The 17,828-nt window shown below is 59.2% G+C and carries 11 protein-coding genes; 6 read left to right on the top strand and 5 right to left on the bottom strand.

Going from position 1 to position 17,828, the window contains the following annotated elements; translation table 11 throughout:
* Positions 1-72: 72 nt before the first annotated feature.
* From MUU53_RS11420 to MUU53_RS11435, 4 genes are all read right to left on the bottom strand, one after another.
* The gene (locus MUU53_RS11420) at positions 73-3,765 is read right to left on the bottom strand and encodes an AsmA family protein (protein WP_247261021.1); all 3,693 of its coding nucleotides are present in this window, start codon (positions 3,763-3,765) and stop codon (positions 73-75) included.
* A 73-nt stretch (positions 3,766-3,838) separates the two neighbouring features.
* Positions 3,839-5,254: an FAD-binding oxidoreductase gene (locus tag MUU53_RS11425; protein WP_247261022.1), complete on the bottom strand. Its 1,416-nt coding sequence runs from the start codon at positions 5,252-5,254 to the stop codon at positions 3,839-3,841.
* A 118-nt stretch (positions 5,255-5,372) separates the two neighbouring features.
* Positions 5,373-8,534: an efflux RND transporter permease subunit gene (locus MUU53_RS11430; protein ID WP_247261023.1), complete on the bottom strand. Its 3,162-nt coding sequence runs from the start codon at positions 8,532-8,534 to the stop codon at positions 5,373-5,375.
* On the bottom strand, positions 8,531-9,754 hold the full coding sequence (locus MUU53_RS11435) for an efflux RND transporter periplasmic adaptor subunit (protein WP_247261024.1): 1,224 nt from the start codon (positions 9,752-9,754) through the stop codon (positions 8,531-8,533). Before MUU53_RS11435 ends, MUU53_RS11430 begins: the two co-directional genes overlap by 4 nt.
* A 237-nt stretch (positions 9,755-9,991) precedes the next feature.
* On the opposite strand from MUU53_RS11435, the gene MUU53_RS11440 reads away from it, so the two are divergent.
* Both MUU53_RS11440 and MUU53_RS11445 read left to right on the top strand, forming a co-directional pair.
* Entirely contained in the window at positions 9,992-12,475 is a 2,484-nt protein-coding gene (locus tag MUU53_RS11440; protein WP_247261025.1) for an ATP-dependent helicase, read from the top strand.
* A 17-nt stretch (positions 12,476-12,492) separates the two neighbouring features.
* Positions 12,493-13,638 carry an amidohydrolase gene (locus MUU53_RS11445; RefSeq protein WP_247261026.1) on the top strand — a complete coding sequence of 382 codons (1,146 nt, stop codon included), beginning with the start codon at positions 12,493-12,495 and terminating at the stop codon, positions 13,636-13,638.
* A gap of 46 nt (positions 13,639-13,684) precedes the next feature.
* Here the strand turns inward: MUU53_RS11445 and MUU53_RS11450 are convergent, their stop codons facing one another.
* Positions 13,685-15,064 carry a DUF2778 domain-containing protein gene (locus MUU53_RS11450; RefSeq protein WP_247261027.1) on the bottom strand — a complete coding sequence of 460 codons (1,380 nt, stop codon included), beginning with the start codon at positions 15,062-15,064 and terminating at the stop codon, positions 13,685-13,687.
* A 331-nt stretch (positions 15,065-15,395) separates the two neighbouring features.
* On the opposite strand from MUU53_RS11450, the gene MUU53_RS11455 reads away from it, so the two are divergent.
* The 4 genes from MUU53_RS11455 to MUU53_RS11470 all read left to right on the top strand — a co-directional run bounded on the left by MUU53_RS11455 (position 15,396) and on the right by MUU53_RS11470 (position 17,827).
* On the top strand, positions 15,396-15,725 hold the full coding sequence (locus MUU53_RS11455) for a hypothetical protein (RefSeq protein ID WP_247261028.1): 330 nt from the start codon (positions 15,396-15,398) through the stop codon (positions 15,723-15,725).
* Positions 15,726-16,111: 386 nt separating this feature from the next.
* Positions 16,112-16,738 (top strand): bifunctional nicotinamidase/pyrazinamidase, encoded by a 627-nt coding sequence (gene pncA / locus MUU53_RS11460; RefSeq protein WP_247261029.1) that lies wholly within the window; start codon positions 16,112-16,114, stop codon positions 16,736-16,738.
* 73 nt (positions 16,739-16,811) lie between these two features.
* On the top strand, positions 16,812-17,522 hold the full coding sequence (locus MUU53_RS11465) for an AzlC family ABC transporter permease (RefSeq protein WP_247261030.1): 711 nt from the start codon (positions 16,812-16,814) through the stop codon (positions 17,520-17,522).
* On the top strand, positions 17,519-17,827 hold the full coding sequence (locus MUU53_RS11470) for an AzlD family protein (RefSeq protein ID WP_062554159.1): 309 nt from the start codon (positions 17,519-17,521) through the stop codon (positions 17,825-17,827). The genes MUU53_RS11465 and MUU53_RS11470 overlap by 4 nt, the downstream gene beginning before the upstream one ends.
* Position 17,828 lies beyond the last annotated feature (1 nt).

Consider the following 17,828-nt stretch of genomic DNA (forward strand, 5'->3'; position numbering starts at 1 on the left):
GCCAACTTCATGGGATTCGTCAAACTCGCAGCCATCGCCATCTGGCTCAAATAGCTAAATCGTCACTACCGCCTAGTTAGGAGTGACTCCGGGCAAACCATTGTTCGAACGGAATTGATCGCCGGTTGGGGGAATTGTCAGCGTGGGCGTCGTATCCTCCGCGGAGGGCTGACGCTGGTCGGTCGCCTTTTCCTGCTCACGCTGTCTCTGCGCTTCCGCCGCTCGCTCTTTCGCTTCCTGCTCGGCGCGGGCACGCGCCTCGGCCTCCGCCTTTTCCCGTTGCGCTTTGCGCTCCACCTCAAGCGATTGGTATAGGGACACTTCCCTGCGCAGCCGCTGCTTTTCAAGAACACTGGCCTGAAGCGTCTCGACCCGTCTGCGCTCACGCTCGAAAGCGCGAAGAGAAAGATAGTTCGTTAGCCCACCCACTTCCAACTCACGCGTGGGCGCGTCCCACGGACCGGAAAACTGAAGTCCAACACTCGCCTCGCCGCCTGCAATCGCGTTCTCCCCAAGCGCATAGGTGACAACGAGCTTTCCATCCAAAGTCTGGTCGGGAAGATTGAACCGCACCTCCCCGGACAAAGCAGCCGGTCCCGCCTTTGCGGCAATGCTTTGAAAGCGCAATTGGCCAGAACTCATGGTGAAGGGCAACGTCACGGCTCCGATTCGGGTTGGCCCTGCATAAAGCACCGCCTCCGCGATCGGGCGAACCTTGCTCTCGGTCACATCGCCCTGAATGCGGTCGGCGGCACTGAGGAGAGAACTCACCGGATCCTGTGCCAGATCCGGCAAGACACCATCAGCAAGTCGCAACGAGCCCGACCCGCTGAGCGCCGTCACCAGGCCTGCCGGTGTCTTGGCCGTGGCTTCCGCGGCCAGTTCGAAGCTGAGCTTCCCCGTCGCAACAGGATGGTTGGCGCGCAGCCACATCAGAGGCGCCAGATCTGCATCCTTGAGCGCCAGACGCGATTGCAGCAGACCGATGCCATCGCTGTTCGACAGCGCCAGACGGCCGGAAATCGTGCCGCCGAGCCATTTGCCCCGCAGTTCTTCCAGCGTCATGCCGCCACTGCGATTGACGAAACGCATCGCCACATTTTGCGCAGGCTGGGTGCCCGGCGATACGAGAATCTCGTTTACAGACACATCGAGATTGAGGTCAGCCTGCCGGAACATTGGCGCTGCCAATGGCTTGGTGGACAGTTCACCCGTTTCAGCATCCTGCAGCGGTCCGTAAACCGCTTCGGCAAGCCACAATAGGTCCATGGCACCCAGGTTGAGCTTGCCGCTGATCGTGGGGATTGGGGCAGCACGGTCAAAAAGGAGGTCGCCGCCCAGCGTATTGCCAGCGACAGTACCGGAGAGTTCACCAAGACGAACAGCCTTCGCATCCAACGTCATCTTTGATCGCAGATCGACGGGCAGACCGGTACCGAGCTGCGGCAGGCCGAAACCGCCGGCAAGCAGGGTTGGCTCGAGATCAGAACTCTTGAGGCTTACAGAATAGCTGCCATTGCCGAAACTGTCCGGCGCAAGGTTCATCCCGCCTTCAGCCACCACCTCGGTCAGATCCGTTCGGTAACCGAACCGAACCTGTATCGGCTGGGAAAGCTTGCCACTGGCGCTGACATCAATGACGCCGTTGTAGTCTCCGTCAAACGGGAAAGTGGCAATGCCAATCTGGTCGAGAAGCGTGAGCGATTCGGTGTTCGCCAGTCTGGCCGAGGCTTGAAATTCGGTTTCCTGCGTCAGGTCAAAGAGATGCAGGGCCTTAATGTCAGAGGAGATCAGCGTGCCGTTCGAACTGCCGCTTACCTTAAGGACAGCTTCATCACCCAGCGTGATGTCCGCCGTCAGCTTCGTATCGGCATACCGGTCAGCACTACGCGCCATGCGTTCCAGCACTGGGTGTCGCGGCAGGCGCTCTCTCAGCATCGCCAGAAAACCTGCTGCGTCCGGCGCCGTGAGACTGACAGTGCCCTGCCCCGCATAATCGAAGATCGAGCCTTCTCCACTCCCCTTTGCCAGAATGCTGGCGCCTGCCAGATCGGCAATGGCCAGTTGCGGCACGGTCAATTTTCCGCCGCCAAACTCGAAGCGCGTTTCAAATCCCTGCGCGCCAACGCCGAAAGCCGTGAGCCTGTCAGCCTTCAAATGCGCTGACAGCTTGTGGTCCAGCACATCGTCACCGGCGTCATTGCCGGTCATCAGAGAGGCCAGTGCCCGCAAGGCATCGAGATCGATCTCATTGCCTGCAAGATCCACCGCAAGCTGCGGCACCGCTGCCGCCTCTGTGGCGGAGGTCCGGCGAACTTGCCCCTTCAGCGTCGCGCCACCGACGGCGACTTCCAAATTGTTGAAGACCTGAACGCCGGTCGTCAGATCGACATCGGCGGAGAACCCGGCTGCCTTGAGACGCCGGATTGCCGGATCGACCTTGCCGGTCAACCAGTCGGAAAGGCCGGAAGGCTGGTTGGAGGCAAGAACCATCTTGCCCTTGAAACCGGCACTATCCCTGAGGGTCAACCGACCATCGAGTTCTACCTGTGTCCGGCCCGGAAGCGTGGCAACTGCGTTTTCGATTTGCCATCCCATCTGGGCAGGGCGAATGTCCAGACGGATATCCCGCAGGGTCGTCCCCTCCGTCACGATTGCCGGAAGGCTGATCGTTGCCCGTCCTGGCACCTGCGGCACGGGGATATTGGCAGCCATTTCAATCAGGGCATGAAGGCGTCTTTGGGCAGAAACATGCGGATCGCGGGCCGTCTTGCCTTTGGCCAGCATGTCGCCCGCCAGCTTCTCGACATCCACCTGCTGGCCGTCCGCCGTCAGCAGGAATTCCGGTCTATCCCCGGTGTCCAGAGTCGCCTCGCCGGTAATGACATAGGGGTTATCGACGGCACCGGCTTCAACACGGTATTCGGGGATCCGGATGCGCTCGTTCATCAGCTCGAACTTGCCCTTGGTGCGTGGCGGCGGAACGCGCTTCTCCGCAACCGCCACGCCATTGGCGACCGGCTGATCCTGGAACACAAGATTGAAGGCGCCCTTGTAGGCCGGCTTCGCATCTGCCACGCCGAGCATACCGTCGAGCTGAACCTCCACCGGCTGGATATCCGGCCAGAGGCGGAGTTTGAGAGGCACTTGACCGGCCTGCGCGTCTGGCTCGCCGCTGCTCAGCGAAAACTTCGCCTCGTAACCGTCCAGCGTTCCATTGCCTTCGGCGCGCCACGGTCCAGCAAGCGAGCTTGCAGACAGATCGGCGGTGAGCTTGCTGAGAGTTCTGTTGCGACCGGTCGCCTCGTCAATGAACTGGATCTCGGCGCCCGTGATGTGCACATCTTCCAGCACGACGTTACGCGCGGGAATAGCCGGACGGCTGCCGCGCATCCAGTCCAGCTTACCGTCCTTCAAAAGGCGGATACGGGCCTTGGGGTTCACCAGCCGCATATCGAAAACACGCGCCTCGCCGGAGAGAAACGGCGCCAGTTCCATATCCATGGAAAACTCCGCCACCTGGATCAGTGGCGTTCCATCGAGGTCCTGCCCCACGCGCACATCGCGCATCGTGACCGAAGGAAAAGGCAAAAGCCGGGCATCGACGCTACCATGCACGGTAACCTTCTTGCCAAGTATGCGGCTGGCCTGTTCTTCGAAGCTGAGCCGGAAACTGCTCCAGTCCACGAATAGCGGAGCGAACAGCGCGGCGAACAACGCGATGACCACCAGACCGCCAAACAGCAGGAAAAGACGTCCCAGCAACCGGACCACTCCTTGATTTCGGAGGTCTATTTAAAATTCTACAAGCTCCGGCACAAGCCGTACAAGGGTCGCATCAGGCGGTTTCCCGCAGGATCTTGCCGGGATTGAAGATATTCTTCGGATCGACCGCCCGCTTGATTGTCCGCATCAGGCCAAGCGCAGGTCCCGCCTCATCTTCGAGAAAACTCATCTTGCCCTGCCCGATGCCGTGCTCGCCCGTACACGTTCCGCCGCAGGCCAGAGCGCGGCGGTTCAACCGCTCGACAAAGGCTTCGACGCGCGCAACATCTGCTGGATCCTTGTCGTTGAACAATATCGACAGATGGAAGTTGCCATCCCCGGCATGACCAACAATCGGGGCGAGGAAGTCATTCTCTACAATATCCGCATGGGTCGCAGCCACACAATCCGCCAGCTGAGAGATCGGCACGCATACATCCGTTGCCAGTATCGTAAGGTCGGGACGCAGCGCGCGCGCTGCCCAATACGCATCATGCCGCGCCTTCCACAGCTTGGCGCGCTCCTGCGCATCTGCCGTCCAGCGAAAACTCTCGCCACCGCATTCCTCGGCAATCATGGAAAACTGCTCGGATTGCAGGGTCACTGTCTGGTCCGTGCCATGAAACTCAAGGAAGAGAGTTGGCTTTTCTTCGTAGGAAAGACCGGAATAGGCATTGCAGGCGCGGATCTGGACCTCATCAAGCAGTTCGATACGTGCAACCGGAATGCCCATCTGGATGGTCATGATCACGGCATCGCAGGCCGCCTTGACGCTTGGGAAAGCGCAGACACCGCCACCGATCTTTTCAGGAATGCCTTGAAGACGAAGCGTAATGGAGGTGAAGACGCCGAGCGTCCCCTCCGAGCCCACGAAGAGCCGGGTCAAATCGTAACCTGCGGAAGACTTCTTGGCGCGGCTTCCGGTAGCAATCTCCTCGCCGTCTGCCGTGACCACAGTCATGGCCAGCACATTGTCCTTCATGGTGCCATAACGCACGGCATTGGTACCAGAAGCGCGCGTGGCCGTCATGCCGCCAATAGAGGCGTTTGCACCGGGGTCAATCGGGAAGAACAGGCCCGTATCGCGAAGATGAACGTTCAACTGCTCACGCGTCACGCCCGGCTCGACGGTCACATCCAGATCTTCCGGCGAAACGCGCAGGATACGATTCATGCGCGAGAAATCGATGGATATGCCGCCCGAAGGTGCATTGACCTGCCCCTCCAGCGACGAACCGGTGCCGAACGGAATGATCGGCACACCATGCTCAGAGCACGCTCTGACCACCGCTTTCACGTCATCGGAACCTTCAACGAAGACGACGGCATCCGGCAATTGCCGGGTCAGATAGGTCGTCGTGTGGGTATGCTGCTCGCGAAAGGCCTGCCCGGTCTGAAGCTTGTCGCCAAGCGCCCCCCGCAACGCCTCGATGACAGCGGCGACTGCGGCCTCGTTTCGCACACCGGGGCGTACATCCCTCAAGACCATGATCTTCTCCATTGAATGCCAAGCGGTAGAACCCGACATCTTTGGTAGGAGAGGATCATTGTTTTGTCTATCAGTTTTGGCTCACCAATACCCTTCTACGTGCAACGATTGGATGGGCTCACTCCGCTGCCAGAAGCGGCCTTTCCTTCTCCTCATTGGCGGCCGGACGCGACGCGGTGACCAGTTCCTCATGCAGCCTTTGCTCTTCATGCGCATGCGGCTTGGCAAAGCGTGCGATCAGGAGATAGGCAAGCGGCGTAATGAACAGGGTGACGATCGTTGCGAGACCCAACCCGCCGACGATGACCCAGCCGAGTGCAATACGCGCTTCCGCACCCGCACCCTGCGCGAACACCAGCGGCACGCCGCCGAGGATCGTCGCGATCATCGTCATCATGACCGGACGCAGGCGAAGGCGGCAGGCCTTTTCAATGGCTTCTCGAACGGCCATACCCTGATCTCGCAGCTGATTGGCAAACTCCACGATCAGGATGCCGTTCTTGGCCATGACCCCGACAAGCAAAACAAGTCCGATCTGGCTGTAGACGTTGAGGGTTGATCCCGTAAGCACCAGGGCGAAGATGGCGCAGGCAAGACCAAGCGGCACCGTGGTCATGATGATGATGGACGACAAGACGCTTTCGAACTGTGCGGCCAGCACCAGGAAGATTATGGCAATCGCAAAGCCAAAGGTAATTGCCATGCCGCTTGAATTCTCACCCAGCGTCTTGGCTTCCGCCAGTGGCATTAGTCGCGCACCGGGAGGCAGAAGCGGCTGCGCCAGTGCCTGCGCTTCCTGAAGCGCCTGACCAAGCGAAACGCCATCGCCGAGTCCAGCCGAAATCGAAACCGCGGCCAGTTGTTGCTCGCGGTTCAGGCGCGGCGCGACCGCCCCTTCCTTTAGGCTGACGACGGTGGACATTGGCACGACCTTGCCGTCATTGGTGCGCAGGAAGATGTTCTGCAGATCGGTCGGATCGTCGATCGGCTGCATCGTGGAGGTCAGCTTGACCGGATAGGCCTCTCCGTTGACGAAGACATCACCGATAGAACGCCCCTCCAGGAGTGCCTGCATGGCAGTGGACAGGCCAGTGATGTCGATGCCCAGATCAGAGGCACGCTCGCGGTCGATGGAGACCGAAAGCTGCGCCTGCGTCGGTTCATTGTCGAGACGCGGCGTCTGGAAATCCGGGTTCTTTTCCATCGCCTGAACGAGCTTGATGGCGGCATCCGTAAGCTTCGCGTGCTCATTGCCCACCAGCGCGAACTGCAGGCCATTCCCCGCCCCGCGAATACGCAGACTGTTGGACTGGATCGCGAAACCACGCACCGCCGGAACCTTCGCCGCAGCTGCATTCACATCCTCAACGATCTGGTTCTGGGTGCGCGTGCGTTCACCCCAGGGCGCCAGCGTCATCACCATGAAACCGCTATTGGTGGAATTGCCCATGCCGGAAATGGAGAAGATGTTGCGGATCTCGCCAGAGTCGACCAGCGGCTGGAGATTTTCCTCGACGCGGCGGATCTGGTCCTGCGTGTACTCAAGGCTCACACCCTGCGGCGTGGTCAGGCGCATCGAGACGAGGGAGCGATCTTCCAGCGGCGTCAGTTCGTTCTTGACGAGACCGAAAGCGACGAAGGCGGCCGCGCCAAACATGACCGCCACTGCGATGATGACGATCGGCGCATTGAGCGTAAACCGCAGCCACTTCTCATAGGTGTTCGCAAAGAGATTACCGAAGCTGGCAAGAAGCCCCTTCGGTTCGCTCATCGGCTTGGTCAGCATGCGCGAGGCCAGCATGGGGCACAGCGTGAGGGCGGTGATCGACGAAAGCCCCACGGCGAATGCCAGCACGAAACCGAACTCGCGGAACAGGCCACCCAATTGTCCGGGCAGGAAGGAAAGCGGAATGAACACAGCCGCCAGCGTTGCCGTAGTGGCGAGAACCGCAAAGAAAACTTCCTGCGTACCCAGCACCGCCGCAGCGCGCGGCCCCATGCCTTCCGAGCGTCGGCGCACGATGTTCTCGAGCACCACAATCGCATCGTCCACCACGAGACCCGTCGCTAGAACAATGGCCAGCAGCGTAAGGATGTTGATGGAGAAACCGACGAGATAAATCGCCGTCAGCGTTCCGATCAGCGCAACAGGCATGGTGAGCGCCGGAATGAGCGTCGCGCGCCAGTCGCGCAGGAAGAGATAGAGAACGACGACCACGATGAGCGCGGATAGCCCCAGCGCCAGTTCCACCTCGTGCAGCGCCCCGCGAATGAACACGGCGTCATCCGAGGTTATGATGATCCGCGTTCCTTCTGGAAGCACCTTCTGCAGTTCGGCGACCGCCGCTGCAACACCCGTCGAGATGTTGAGCGTGTTGGATTGCGCCTGACGGATGATACCGAGACCGACGCCCTGCACGCCATTGGACCGAAGCGTCGTGGTTCCGTCATCGGCGCCGAGATTGACGCTTGCGACATCACGAAGGCGGATATTGTCCTTGATCAGTACGTTCTCGAAGTCGCGCGGCGTCTCAAGGTTTGCCGTTGCGCGAACCACGATATCCTGCGTACGGCTTGTGAGCGAACCGGCTGGAACATCGAGCGCTGCACTGGACAACGCAGTGGAGACATCGGTAACCGTGAGGCCACGGCTGGCGAGAGCCGCCTGATTGAGATCGACACGGAAGATCTTTTCCTGATCGCCGTAAAGCTCGACATCGGCAACGCCCTCCACCGCTGCCAGACGGTCAACCACCTGCTTGTCGACAAGCAGGGTCAGATCTTCCATCGAAAGCTTTGAAGACGTTACGGCAAGCCGCATGATCGGCTGTGAATCGGAGTCCGCCTTGACGATGCGCGGCTCGTCCACCGTATCAGGCAACTGGTAGGAAACGCGGCCAATCGCATCGCGCACATCGCTTGCGGCAACAGCAAGATCAACCGTGTCGTTGAACTCCATGGTTACGCGGCTGGCACCGAACTGCGATTCGGAAGACAGGGCCTTCAACCCGCTGACGCGGGCGACAGCGCCCTCGATGACCTGCGTCAACTCCTGGTCAACCGTCTGGGGCGAGGCGCCTTCGTAGTCGGTTCGAACAGTAATGACCGGCTGATCAACATCAGGGAGTTCGCGAACTTCCACGCCGACGAAGGCAGCCAGACCGGCCACGACCAGAAGCGTATTGATAACCGCCGCCAGGATAGGGCGGCGAACGAACAGAGCCGTGAAGGTGGATTTTGCATCCTCTGCCTTCATGTCGTGCTGATCCTTGCTGCTCATCGGGTCGCTGCCTCCGCCACGCGCTGGGGCTCGCCCTGAATGCGAACCGGCTGGCCTTCACGAACACGTTGCAAACCTTCAGTCACGATCCGGTCATCCGGCTTCAGGGGTGCCTGCACCAGAACGGTATCAGGATTGCGCTGGATGACACTGACGCGAACCTTCTGCGCCTTGCTATCGGCTACCTTCCAGACGAAGGCACCTTCGGCATCCCATTGAACCGACAGGGGGTCCACTGCCGGATAGCTTTCACCGGCAAACCGCATCGCCACCTGGAACGACATGCCCGCACGCAGCAGATCCGTTGGATTATCGATGCGGCCACGAATGCGGACGGTACGGCTTGCAGCATCCACGCGGTTGTCCACGGAGTCGATCACGCCCTTGAACACCTGTCCCGGGCGGCTGACGGAGGTTGCTTCGAAGGAAGCTCCCGTTTCGATCTGGGTGATGAAGCGTTCCGGCGCGTAGAAATCGACCAGGATTTCAGACCGATCGTCCAGCGTCACGATACTTGTCTGCGTCGTAACGTTGTCACCGACATTCGCCGGGACGATACCGGCCACACCATCGATCGGCGCGGTGATTTCTCGCCGCTTGAGGTTCAACTGCGCCGTGCTCAGCGCCAGCTTGGCGGCCTCTTCGGCAATCTGCGCATCCAGCGCATCAAGACGGGTCACGCTTTGGAGGTTCTTGTAAGACGCAGCCTTCTCGACCGCACTCCTCAGCGCCACCTGCGCCTTGTCGCGCTCGATCAACTGCTCGTCATCGTCGAGACGGGCGAGAACCTCACCCTTGGTAACCTTCTGGCCTGCCCTGACGAGAATTTCGTCAATCGTGCCGGTCGCCTGCGGCATCACCACGACGGACTGGATGGCAACGCCGCTGCCAATGGCTGTCAGCCGATCATTGATCGTGGCTGTCACGACTGGGCGAACGGCAATAAGCGTGGCCCGTTGACCTCCCCCTTGACCTCCACTCTGACCAGCGCCCTGACCCTGCCCTGCCCCTTGGGCAGCACCCTGGCCGTTTCGCGCGGGGCTATCAGATTGAGCCGTTTTCTGCGCGTCCATCGCTGCCGGCTGGATGAGACCCACCAGACGCGCGGGCACACCCATTCCAACGAGACTTCTTGCAGCATCGGCGCTGACAAAGATCCACAGACAGAGCCCCGCGAACAGCACGACAATACTGAGGAGCAATTGCTTCCAGATGCGCATTCAGTCACTCCGGTTGAATTGAAGACTTTATCAAGTATCGCGTTCTACGGCTGGTTAGACAACGCTGGATTACCAATCTTGCCAAATTGTAACTTGACGGAAACTCACGGAATCGTGAGCCGAAAGCCACAGGATACGAATATGCACGTTGATGCCATTTCTCATCTGGCGCACCACTGGAATAAAACCAGAACGTAGCCTATGGCCTTGTGCTTCCGGAATCATTAGATTGCGCTGATGACGAACAGTTTCGATGACATTCCGTTCTTCGATGAAGAACCGGATCACGGCTCCCGCCGTTCCAAGCCCCCTGCTCCCTCCACGGCAGCGCCCGGCAGCGGCCTGGGCATTGCGGCGCGTGCCATAGCCGCACGCGACCAGAGCCGCCCGGCACCTGACTATCTTGGCGGCCTGAACCCGGAGCAGCGGGAAGCAGTCGAATCGCTGGATGGACCCGTTCTGGTGCTGGCCGGTGCGGGCACGGGAAAGACGCGCGTCCTCACCACGCGCATTGCCCATATCCTTGCGACCAATCGTGCCTTTCCAAGCCAGATCCTGGCCGTGACCTTCACGAACAAGGCTGCGCGCGAAATGAAGGAGCGCATCGGCGTTCTCGTCGGCGGTGCGGTCGAGGGAATGCCATGGCTTGGCACCTTCCACTCGATCGGCGTGAAGCTTCTGCGGCGTCATGCAGAGCTCGTCGGCCTTCGCAGCGACTTCACCATTCTGGATACGGACGATGTTATCCGTCTGATAAAACAGCTTATTCAGGCTGAAGGCCTGGATGACAAGCGCTGGCCTGCGCGCCAGTTCGCGGGCATGATCGACGGCTGGAAAAACAAGGGGCTGACGCCCAAGGATATCCCCGAAGGCGATGCGCGCGCCTTTGCCAACGGCAAGGGTCGCGAGCTCTATGCCGCCTATCAGGCACGGCTGAAGACACTGAACGCCTGCGATTTCGGTGACCTCCTGCTGCACCCGATCGATCTGTTCCGCCGCAATCCGGATGTGCTGAAAGATTATCATCAACGCTTCCGCTACATTCTGGTGGACGAATATCAGGATACCAACACCGCCCAATATATGTGGCTGCGGCTTCTGGCACAGCGCCCGAAGGATGTGCCGCAAAACGTCTGTTGCGTCGGTGACGACGACCAGTCCATCTACGGCTGGCGTGGCGCTGAAGTGGATAACATCCTGCGCTTCGAGAAGGATTTTCCCGGCGCGAAGGTCATTCGCCTTGAACGGAACTATCGCTCTACCGAGCATATCCTCGGCGCCGCAGGACACCTGATTGCGAACAATGAAGGTCGCCTCGGCAAGACACTTTTCACGGAACGCACCAATCCCGATGACGAAAAGGTGATCGTTCACGCGGCCTGGGACTCGGAAGAAGAAGCCCGTGCCGTGGGCGAAGAGATTGAGCAGCTTCAGCGCAACAAGCACAAGCTGAACGACATGGCCATTCTTGTTCGCGCATCGTTCCAGATGCGTGAGTTTGAAGATCGATTCGTGACCCTCGGCCTGAACTACCGGGTCATCGGCGGTCCGCGCTTCTACGAGCGCCTCGAAATTCGCGATGCGATGGCTTACTTCCGCCTCACCTGCCAACCGGCGGACGATCTGGCCTTCGAGCGGATCGTCAACACGCCAAAGCGTGGGCTGGGCGATACGACCGTCCGCACCCTGCATGATTATGCCCGCGCCCGTGACATTCCCATGCTGGCCGCTGCGGCAGACCTGATCGAGACCGATGAATTGAAGCCCAAGGCGCGCAAGGCGCTTTTCGATGTGATTCAAAGTTTCAGGAGATGGTCGGAACTGCTTGAAACGACTCCCCATACGGAGCTTGCCGAGCAGATTCTGGAGGAATCCGGCTACACCGATATGTGGAAGAACGACAAGTCGGCAGAGGCGCCGGGTCGTCTGGAAAACCTCAAGGAACTCGTGCGCTCCATGGAAGCGTTCGAGAGCATGCGCGGCTTTTTGGAGCACGTCTCTCTTGTCATGGATGCCGAGCAAAACGAGGATATGGATGCGGTCTCCATCATGACGCTGCATTCGGCCAAGGGTCTGGAATTCGAAACGGTTTTCCTGCCCGGCTGGGAGGAAGGGCTTTTCCCGCATCAGCGCGCGCTGGATGAAGGCGGTCGCGCAGGCCTAGAGGAAGAGCGTCGCCTCGCCTATGTCGGTATCACCCGTGCCAAGCGGCGCTGCCACATCTGGTTCGTTTCGAACCGGCGCATCCACGGCCTCTGGCAATCCACCATGCCGTCGCGTTTCCTCGATGAATTGCCGCCCATGCATGTGGATGTAGCCGAATCGGAATCGAGCTATGGCGGTTATGGTCGCGGCGGCTACGGACAGTCGCGTTTCGACAAGGCCGATCCCTTCGCCAATTCCTATTCCACTCCCGGCTGGAAGCGCGCTCAAGCCAACAAGAGCGAAGCCACCCGCGACAACTGGGGCAGCCGTTCCGGCCATGCTGTAGAGCGGATTGGCTACGGCGAGAGCGGACCACGCGGCAGGACCATTGACGGCGAATTGGTCGCCAAGTCGGTAGCCGATACGCCGTCGAAGTTCCGCGTGGGCGACCGCGTCTTCCACATCAAGTTCGGTAACGGCAATATCTCGAACGTTGAAGGCAACAAGCTGACGATCGATTTCGACAAGGCTGGCCAGAAGCGCGTGCTTGATGGCTTCGTCGAGAAAGCGACGTAAGTCCGCAAGAGGCAGATGTGAGCACTTCAGATACCGACCTGACCGACCTGATCACGTGGAGACGTCACCTCCACACCATGCCGGAGGTTTCTGGTGAAGAGCACCAGACTGCGGCAGAGGTCGTGTGCTTTCTGCAGGCTTCGTCGCCGGATGAGATTGTGACGGGTCTCGGCGGCACGGGCGTTGCGGCGGTGTTCAACGGTCGAGAGCCGGGGCCAACAGTCCTGTTTCGTGCGGAACTCGATGCCCTGCCGATTGCTGAAGTGACCGAAGTTACACATAGGTCGAAGATCACTGGCAAAGGCCATATGTGTGGCCACGATGGGCATATGGCGATGGTGGCCGGTCTGTCGCGAGCTTTCAGGCGTGAGCGCCCGGCATCGGGACGCGTCATCTTGCTTTTTCAACCCGCTGAAGAAACCGGTGCCGGCGCCGCGGCCGTGATAGCAGATCCCGCATTCAAGGCATTCAAGCCCCACTTTGCGTTTTCGCTGCACAATATTCCCGGTCTGCCTCTTGGACACAGCTGGATCAAATCAGGCCCGGTCAATTGCGCCTCCTGCGGGCTGCGGATCGCGCTGACAGGCAAGACCGCGCATGCCTCTTCGCCAGAGAGTGGCACCTCTCCGGCTCCTGCCATCGCAGAACTCATTCCTGCCCTGACGGCTCTACGAAAAGGCCATATCGAAACCGAGGATCTGATACTGACCACGGTCACTCACGTTGCAGTGGGTGAACCGACATTTGGCGTGGCACCGGGTGACGCTAAACTCTGGGTAACGCTGCGCACCGTCAGCGATGACGGCATGTCCGAATTGCGCGAGGCCGCGGAAGGTCTGGCCCGAAACCTGGCCGAGAAACATCAGCTAGGCGTCTCTTTCAGCTATCACGATGAGTTTCGTCATTGCCGTAACGATGAAGAGGCGGTGGACATCATCCGTCGCGCCATGGACAAGGAAGATCTTCCCCATTCGGCCGGTAAGATGTTCAAGTTTTCCGAAGACTTTGGCCGTTTCGGAGACGCTGCGAAAGCGGCCATGTTCTTCATTGGCGCCGGAGAAAATCAGCCCGCTCTTCATAACCCGGACTATGATTTTCCCGACGCCTTGATCCCGATCGGCGGACGCATATTCCTGCGCATCGCGAAAGAACTGCTGGGATAGAGGTCTGCGTGTCGGCACTTCAGCCCCGACACGATCATGGCGTCAATCAGGTATCGCCCTTCAGATAGTCCACAAGCGTCCGACGAGCGCCGTTATCCGGCGCATTGTCTGATGCGGAGGCCGTGCTGGCAGGCGCGGAGCCACCGCCACGCAGGTTCAGTTTTCGAAGGGCCGCCGCCGGGATCGTACCATTATGACGATCGACAATGATCATGTGCGTGACTTCACCACGCTGGAAGGCGCGCAGGAACTTGTCGTAATTGGCAAATGCCACGCAGCCATGCGAGTCACCGCGCGTCCGCAGCAGATAGCTATGCGCCAGCAGGCCGGTCCGACCGAGCGGATTGACGCCATCGGTCGGCGTGAGACGAATGGCGGCGACACCGTGGAAAAGCTTTTCGCGCATCGACAGGCGATAGGTACCGGGTGGGGTCGGACCACGCATCTTCACATGCGTATATTTCGGGTTGTCACGCATTTCACCAATGCCGGAATGGGCTTCCAGACGCTCACCGCTCGGCATGTGCACGACACCGTTGGTGATGTCGTAGACCGCGACCTTCATGCTGTTGCCGCCGCGATCCGGCCACGGAACGCTCTTGGCAGGCGCTTCCTTCATCGGGTTTTCAGGACGGGCAAAGGCGAGTGCCTTCGGAGCTTCCTCTTCCTCCTCTTCAACCGCGGGCTTCTGAACTGGCTTTGGCTGTGCAGATGGCGCAATCGCCATGGCCAACGCGTTGGCTGCCGGACGACGGATCGGAAGTGGACCAGCCATCGGCAGGCCATCATCCACGGATGGCGCCATGGCTTCTGCCACAGCAAGCTCGGCAGGGCTTTGCAGGTCGGCAACTTCAACCTGCCCCTCGTCTACATTACCCTTTGGCAATGCATCCCAGGCAGTCTCGGTCGGAGGCGCGATGATGACGGTCTCGTCCAGCGCAGCCACAAGGGCGGTCTTCACGTCGCCGCCCTTAGGCCGCTTGGCGGCAAGGCTGGCGAATTGCTTGTCCATCTCGGCTTGGGCGAGAGCTGCCGCAACACCGGATTTGACGGCGTGATCGGCGGGAACCTGGGCATTGAGGTAGGCCAGATGCGCACCCTCAAGCCGCGCCGCTTTCTCCGTCGCTCCACCATTCAGGCGGGAGAACTTCGCGATTTTCAGAACCCGCTCCGCTTCGGAGATGGGAGCCGCGAGAATCGGCTTCAAATTCAGCGAAGCCTTCAGCTGATGAGAATAATCAGACGGCTTGATGCTACCCATGCTGTGAACGGTCGCAAGCGCGCCCATCATCCAGCCACCAATGGCAAGGCCGAAACCGAGTGCAACCGTACCCTTGATGAGACCATAGGCGGGAGACGCCTGCTTCGTCTGGCGGCGTCGCGAAGATGTTTTGACGGTCCGAGCCGTCTCGAAAGCCACTGCCATGATACGCATCACCCCTTACTCAGTCGAACAGCCGAAGCGAACAAACCTGCTCCGGATAGAAGAGCCCGCCTGCAATCGACGTGAGCTTGGGAGTACCCACGAACATGAGACGTTCGCGGATAAGAATGACAAAGTATGGTAACCAATGTGTTTACAAGGCCCCCTGAAAGTTCAGCAAGCCATTATAAACCGATACCGCCGGAAGTTTAACAGAAATGCGGCAAACCGACGGCAAGCCGTCAAAATGCCGCATATCAGCAATTTTTAGGTGTATCAATATGATCAACCGTCCGATTTTTACGATCTGGATCAGTCAAAACAGCACAGAGAAATGAATGCGCAGAGCAATCCTCATCGTTACCTCGTAAGCCTGTTAGTTGCAGCAGGTTGGCACAGCCTCACCCGACGCTCCACAGCGGTCGAGCTTGGGCCGGACCTTACGCTCACTTACACGGTTGCCTGGGGCTTCGGCATGAGCCAGCGTTTCACAGTGGGTCAGCGCTGGAGACCCTGGTCATCGGTAACCAGTGGCTGGATCGAGATATTGCAGAAGCCCTACAATTCGGGCGCTGCTGTCTACGCCAGCGAGGATGGCAAAACTTGCTACATAGGAACCAGTTACAATCTCATTGTGATAGACGCGAGCCAGAAATCCTTTTAGATGCGCTGCGATAGCTCACTAGCTCTATCGCGAACAGAGCTTGCTCAACAATTGCTTGTCGATGGTTTCCGTGGACAGGAGCAGATCGATCCGGGCGCGCCCCCACTATGGAGATATCTCGATCAGAGCGCACAACTTGGAACAATTCCTGATGAGCCGCCTCAATCAAAATACTACAAAGCTGTTCGCTATGTGGGTAAACTTGGCATCATTGACGACGGAAACAACGGTCGGGGAAGTGGAGTAGCATTTGTTTCTGCAAAAGACTCCCCGGAACCAAGGTTGGGATTAGAGGCTAACTGCGGCTGAAATCGCATAAGCAACAAACTTGATCGAGCCTCGGCAAATTGGCATCTTGCGGCACAGCAAATCATGGGAGACACATCATGCGGGCCTTGTTGCTGATCGATATTCAGAACGGTTTCTGCCCCGGTGGAAATCTCCCCGTCCCGGACGGCGACGCGATCGTGCCTATCGCAAATCGCCTGATCGACGAAGGGCCCTATGATGTGATCGTCGCCTCGCAAGACTGGCATCCGGACAATCACGGCAGTTTCGCATCACAACATCCGGGCAAGAAGCCGTTCGACATGGGAGAGATTTCCGGACAGCCACAGGTCATGTGGCCGGATCACTGCGTTCAGGGTACTGCCGACGCAGAGTTTCATCCGGATCTCGATCTGGAGCATATCGATTACATTCAGCAAAAGGGTGAGAACCCGGCAGTCGATAGCTACTCTGCGTTTCGCGACAATGATCAGGCCGCAATCACCGGCCTTGCGGGCTACCTGCGGGCGCAGCAGGTGACGGAGCTTGATCTGTGCGGACTGGCAACGGACTATTGCGTGAAATTTTCTGCGCTGGACGCAAGAGAGATGCTGCCAGAGATCAAGGTTCGTTTCATCGAAGATGCGAGCCGCGGTATCGATCCTCAAGGCGTGAAAGCCGCTATCGAAGAAATGCGCGCCGCAGGCGTATCCATATGCAGAAGCACTGATATTCTGGCAGACTGAGCTGCATTTCGGGATGCAGAGGCTTGCCGCCCTATCGCAATAAGCTTAATTGCCTCGCGCATAGAGGTATTCCATGCGCACCCTTCCCTTCTGGCACGGCATCAGGGCCGGCCTTATCGTTGCAATGTCAACGACCCCCTTCGGATTGCTGTTTGGCGCAATCGCGGTAGACGGCGGCGTCAGTCCGCTTGAAGCGACATTGATGAGCGGCATCATATTCGGCGGCGCGAGCCAATTGGTCGGTGTGCAAATGTTCGGCAGCCATGTGCCTGCGTGGCTGATCGTGCTTTCCGTCTTCGCGGTCAATTTCCGTCACATCCTGTATTCGGCGGCCATGACGCCGTTGGTCAAGGACTTTGGTCGCTTACAGAAAGCTGCGGCCTTCTTCTTCCTCACGGACCCGCAATTTGCCGAAGCCGCCAAGCGTGTGGATCGCGTCGGCAAGCTGGAAACCGCGTGGTACTTCGGCGCAGCCTTCATCATCTACGTCGTCTGGGTGGGAAGTTCAGCGCTTGGCGCAGTGTTCGGGCAGTTGATCGGCAACCCGAAAGCTTGGGCCTTCGATGCATTGTTGCCGATCTATTTCCTTGGACTGGTGATGGGGTTTCGCAAACGCCCGCTCTTCGGCGCTGTCGTTCCCGTCAGTGCCGTAGCCTCGATCATCGGAATGCACACGGTCGGCTCCCCATGGCATGTCAGCATTGGAGCCGCGGCTGGCATTATTGCTGCGCTCATCCTTCATAAGCCGCAGTCGTCTAACCCAGATGAGGGCGCAAAGCCATGAGTCTCGATCTGAGAACCGCCCTCATCATCCTCGCCGCAGGCATCGCGACCTATCTCACACGGATCGGTGGCTTCTGGCTGCTGAGCAATGTGAAAAACCTGCCTCCACGGCTGGAGACAGCATTGAACGCCGTACCGGCAGCGGTTCTGACAACGCTTGTTGCGCCCGCCTTCTTCGATGGCGGGATTGAACTCAAGATCGCGATGATTGTCGCGCTGCTGGTCGGTCTGCGCCACAACGGCATCCCCCTCATCCTGGCCGGATGGGGAGCTGCCATGGTGTTGCGGCATTTCGTGATGACCTGAG

Origin of the sequence: Affinirhizobium lemnae (genome assembly GCF_022968395.1) — a bacterium.
Taxonomy (GTDB): domain Bacteria; phylum Pseudomonadota; class Alphaproteobacteria; order Rhizobiales; family Rhizobiaceae; genus Neorhizobium; species Neorhizobium lemnae.

Bases quoted from the DNA above. Each gene is read 5' to 3' on its own strand.
- MUU53_RS11425 (WP_247261022.1), bottom strand. From the start codon at position 5,254: ATGGTCTTGAGGGATGTACGCCCCGGTGTGCGAAACGAGGCCGCAGTC.
- MUU53_RS11430 (WP_247261023.1), bottom strand. From the start codon at position 8,534: ATGAGCAGCAAGGATCAGCACGACATGAAGGCAGAGGATGCAAAATCC.
- MUU53_RS11435 (WP_247261024.1), bottom strand. From the start codon at position 9,754: ATGCGCATCTGGAAGCAATTGCTCCTCAGTATTGTCGTGCTGTTCGCG.
- MUU53_RS11440 (WP_247261025.1), top strand. From the start codon at position 9,992: ATGACGAACAGTTTCGATGACATTCCGTTCTTCGATGAAGAACCGGAT.
- MUU53_RS11450 (WP_247261027.1), bottom strand. From the start codon at position 15,064: ATGGCAGTGGCTTTCGAGACGGCTCGGACCGTCAAAACATCTTCGCGA.
- MUU53_RS11455 (WP_247261028.1), top strand. From the start codon at position 15,396: ATGAATGCGCAGAGCAATCCTCATCGTTACCTCGTAAGCCTGTTAGTT.
- pncA (WP_247261029.1), top strand. From the start codon at position 16,112: ATGCGGGCCTTGTTGCTGATCGATATTCAGAACGGTTTCTGCCCCGGT.
- MUU53_RS11465 (WP_247261030.1), top strand. From the start codon at position 16,812: ATGCGCACCCTTCCCTTCTGGCACGGCATCAGGGCCGGCCTTATCGTT.
- MUU53_RS11470 (WP_062554159.1), top strand. From the start codon at position 17,519: ATGAGTCTCGATCTGAGAACCGCCCTCATCATCCTCGCCGCAGGCATC.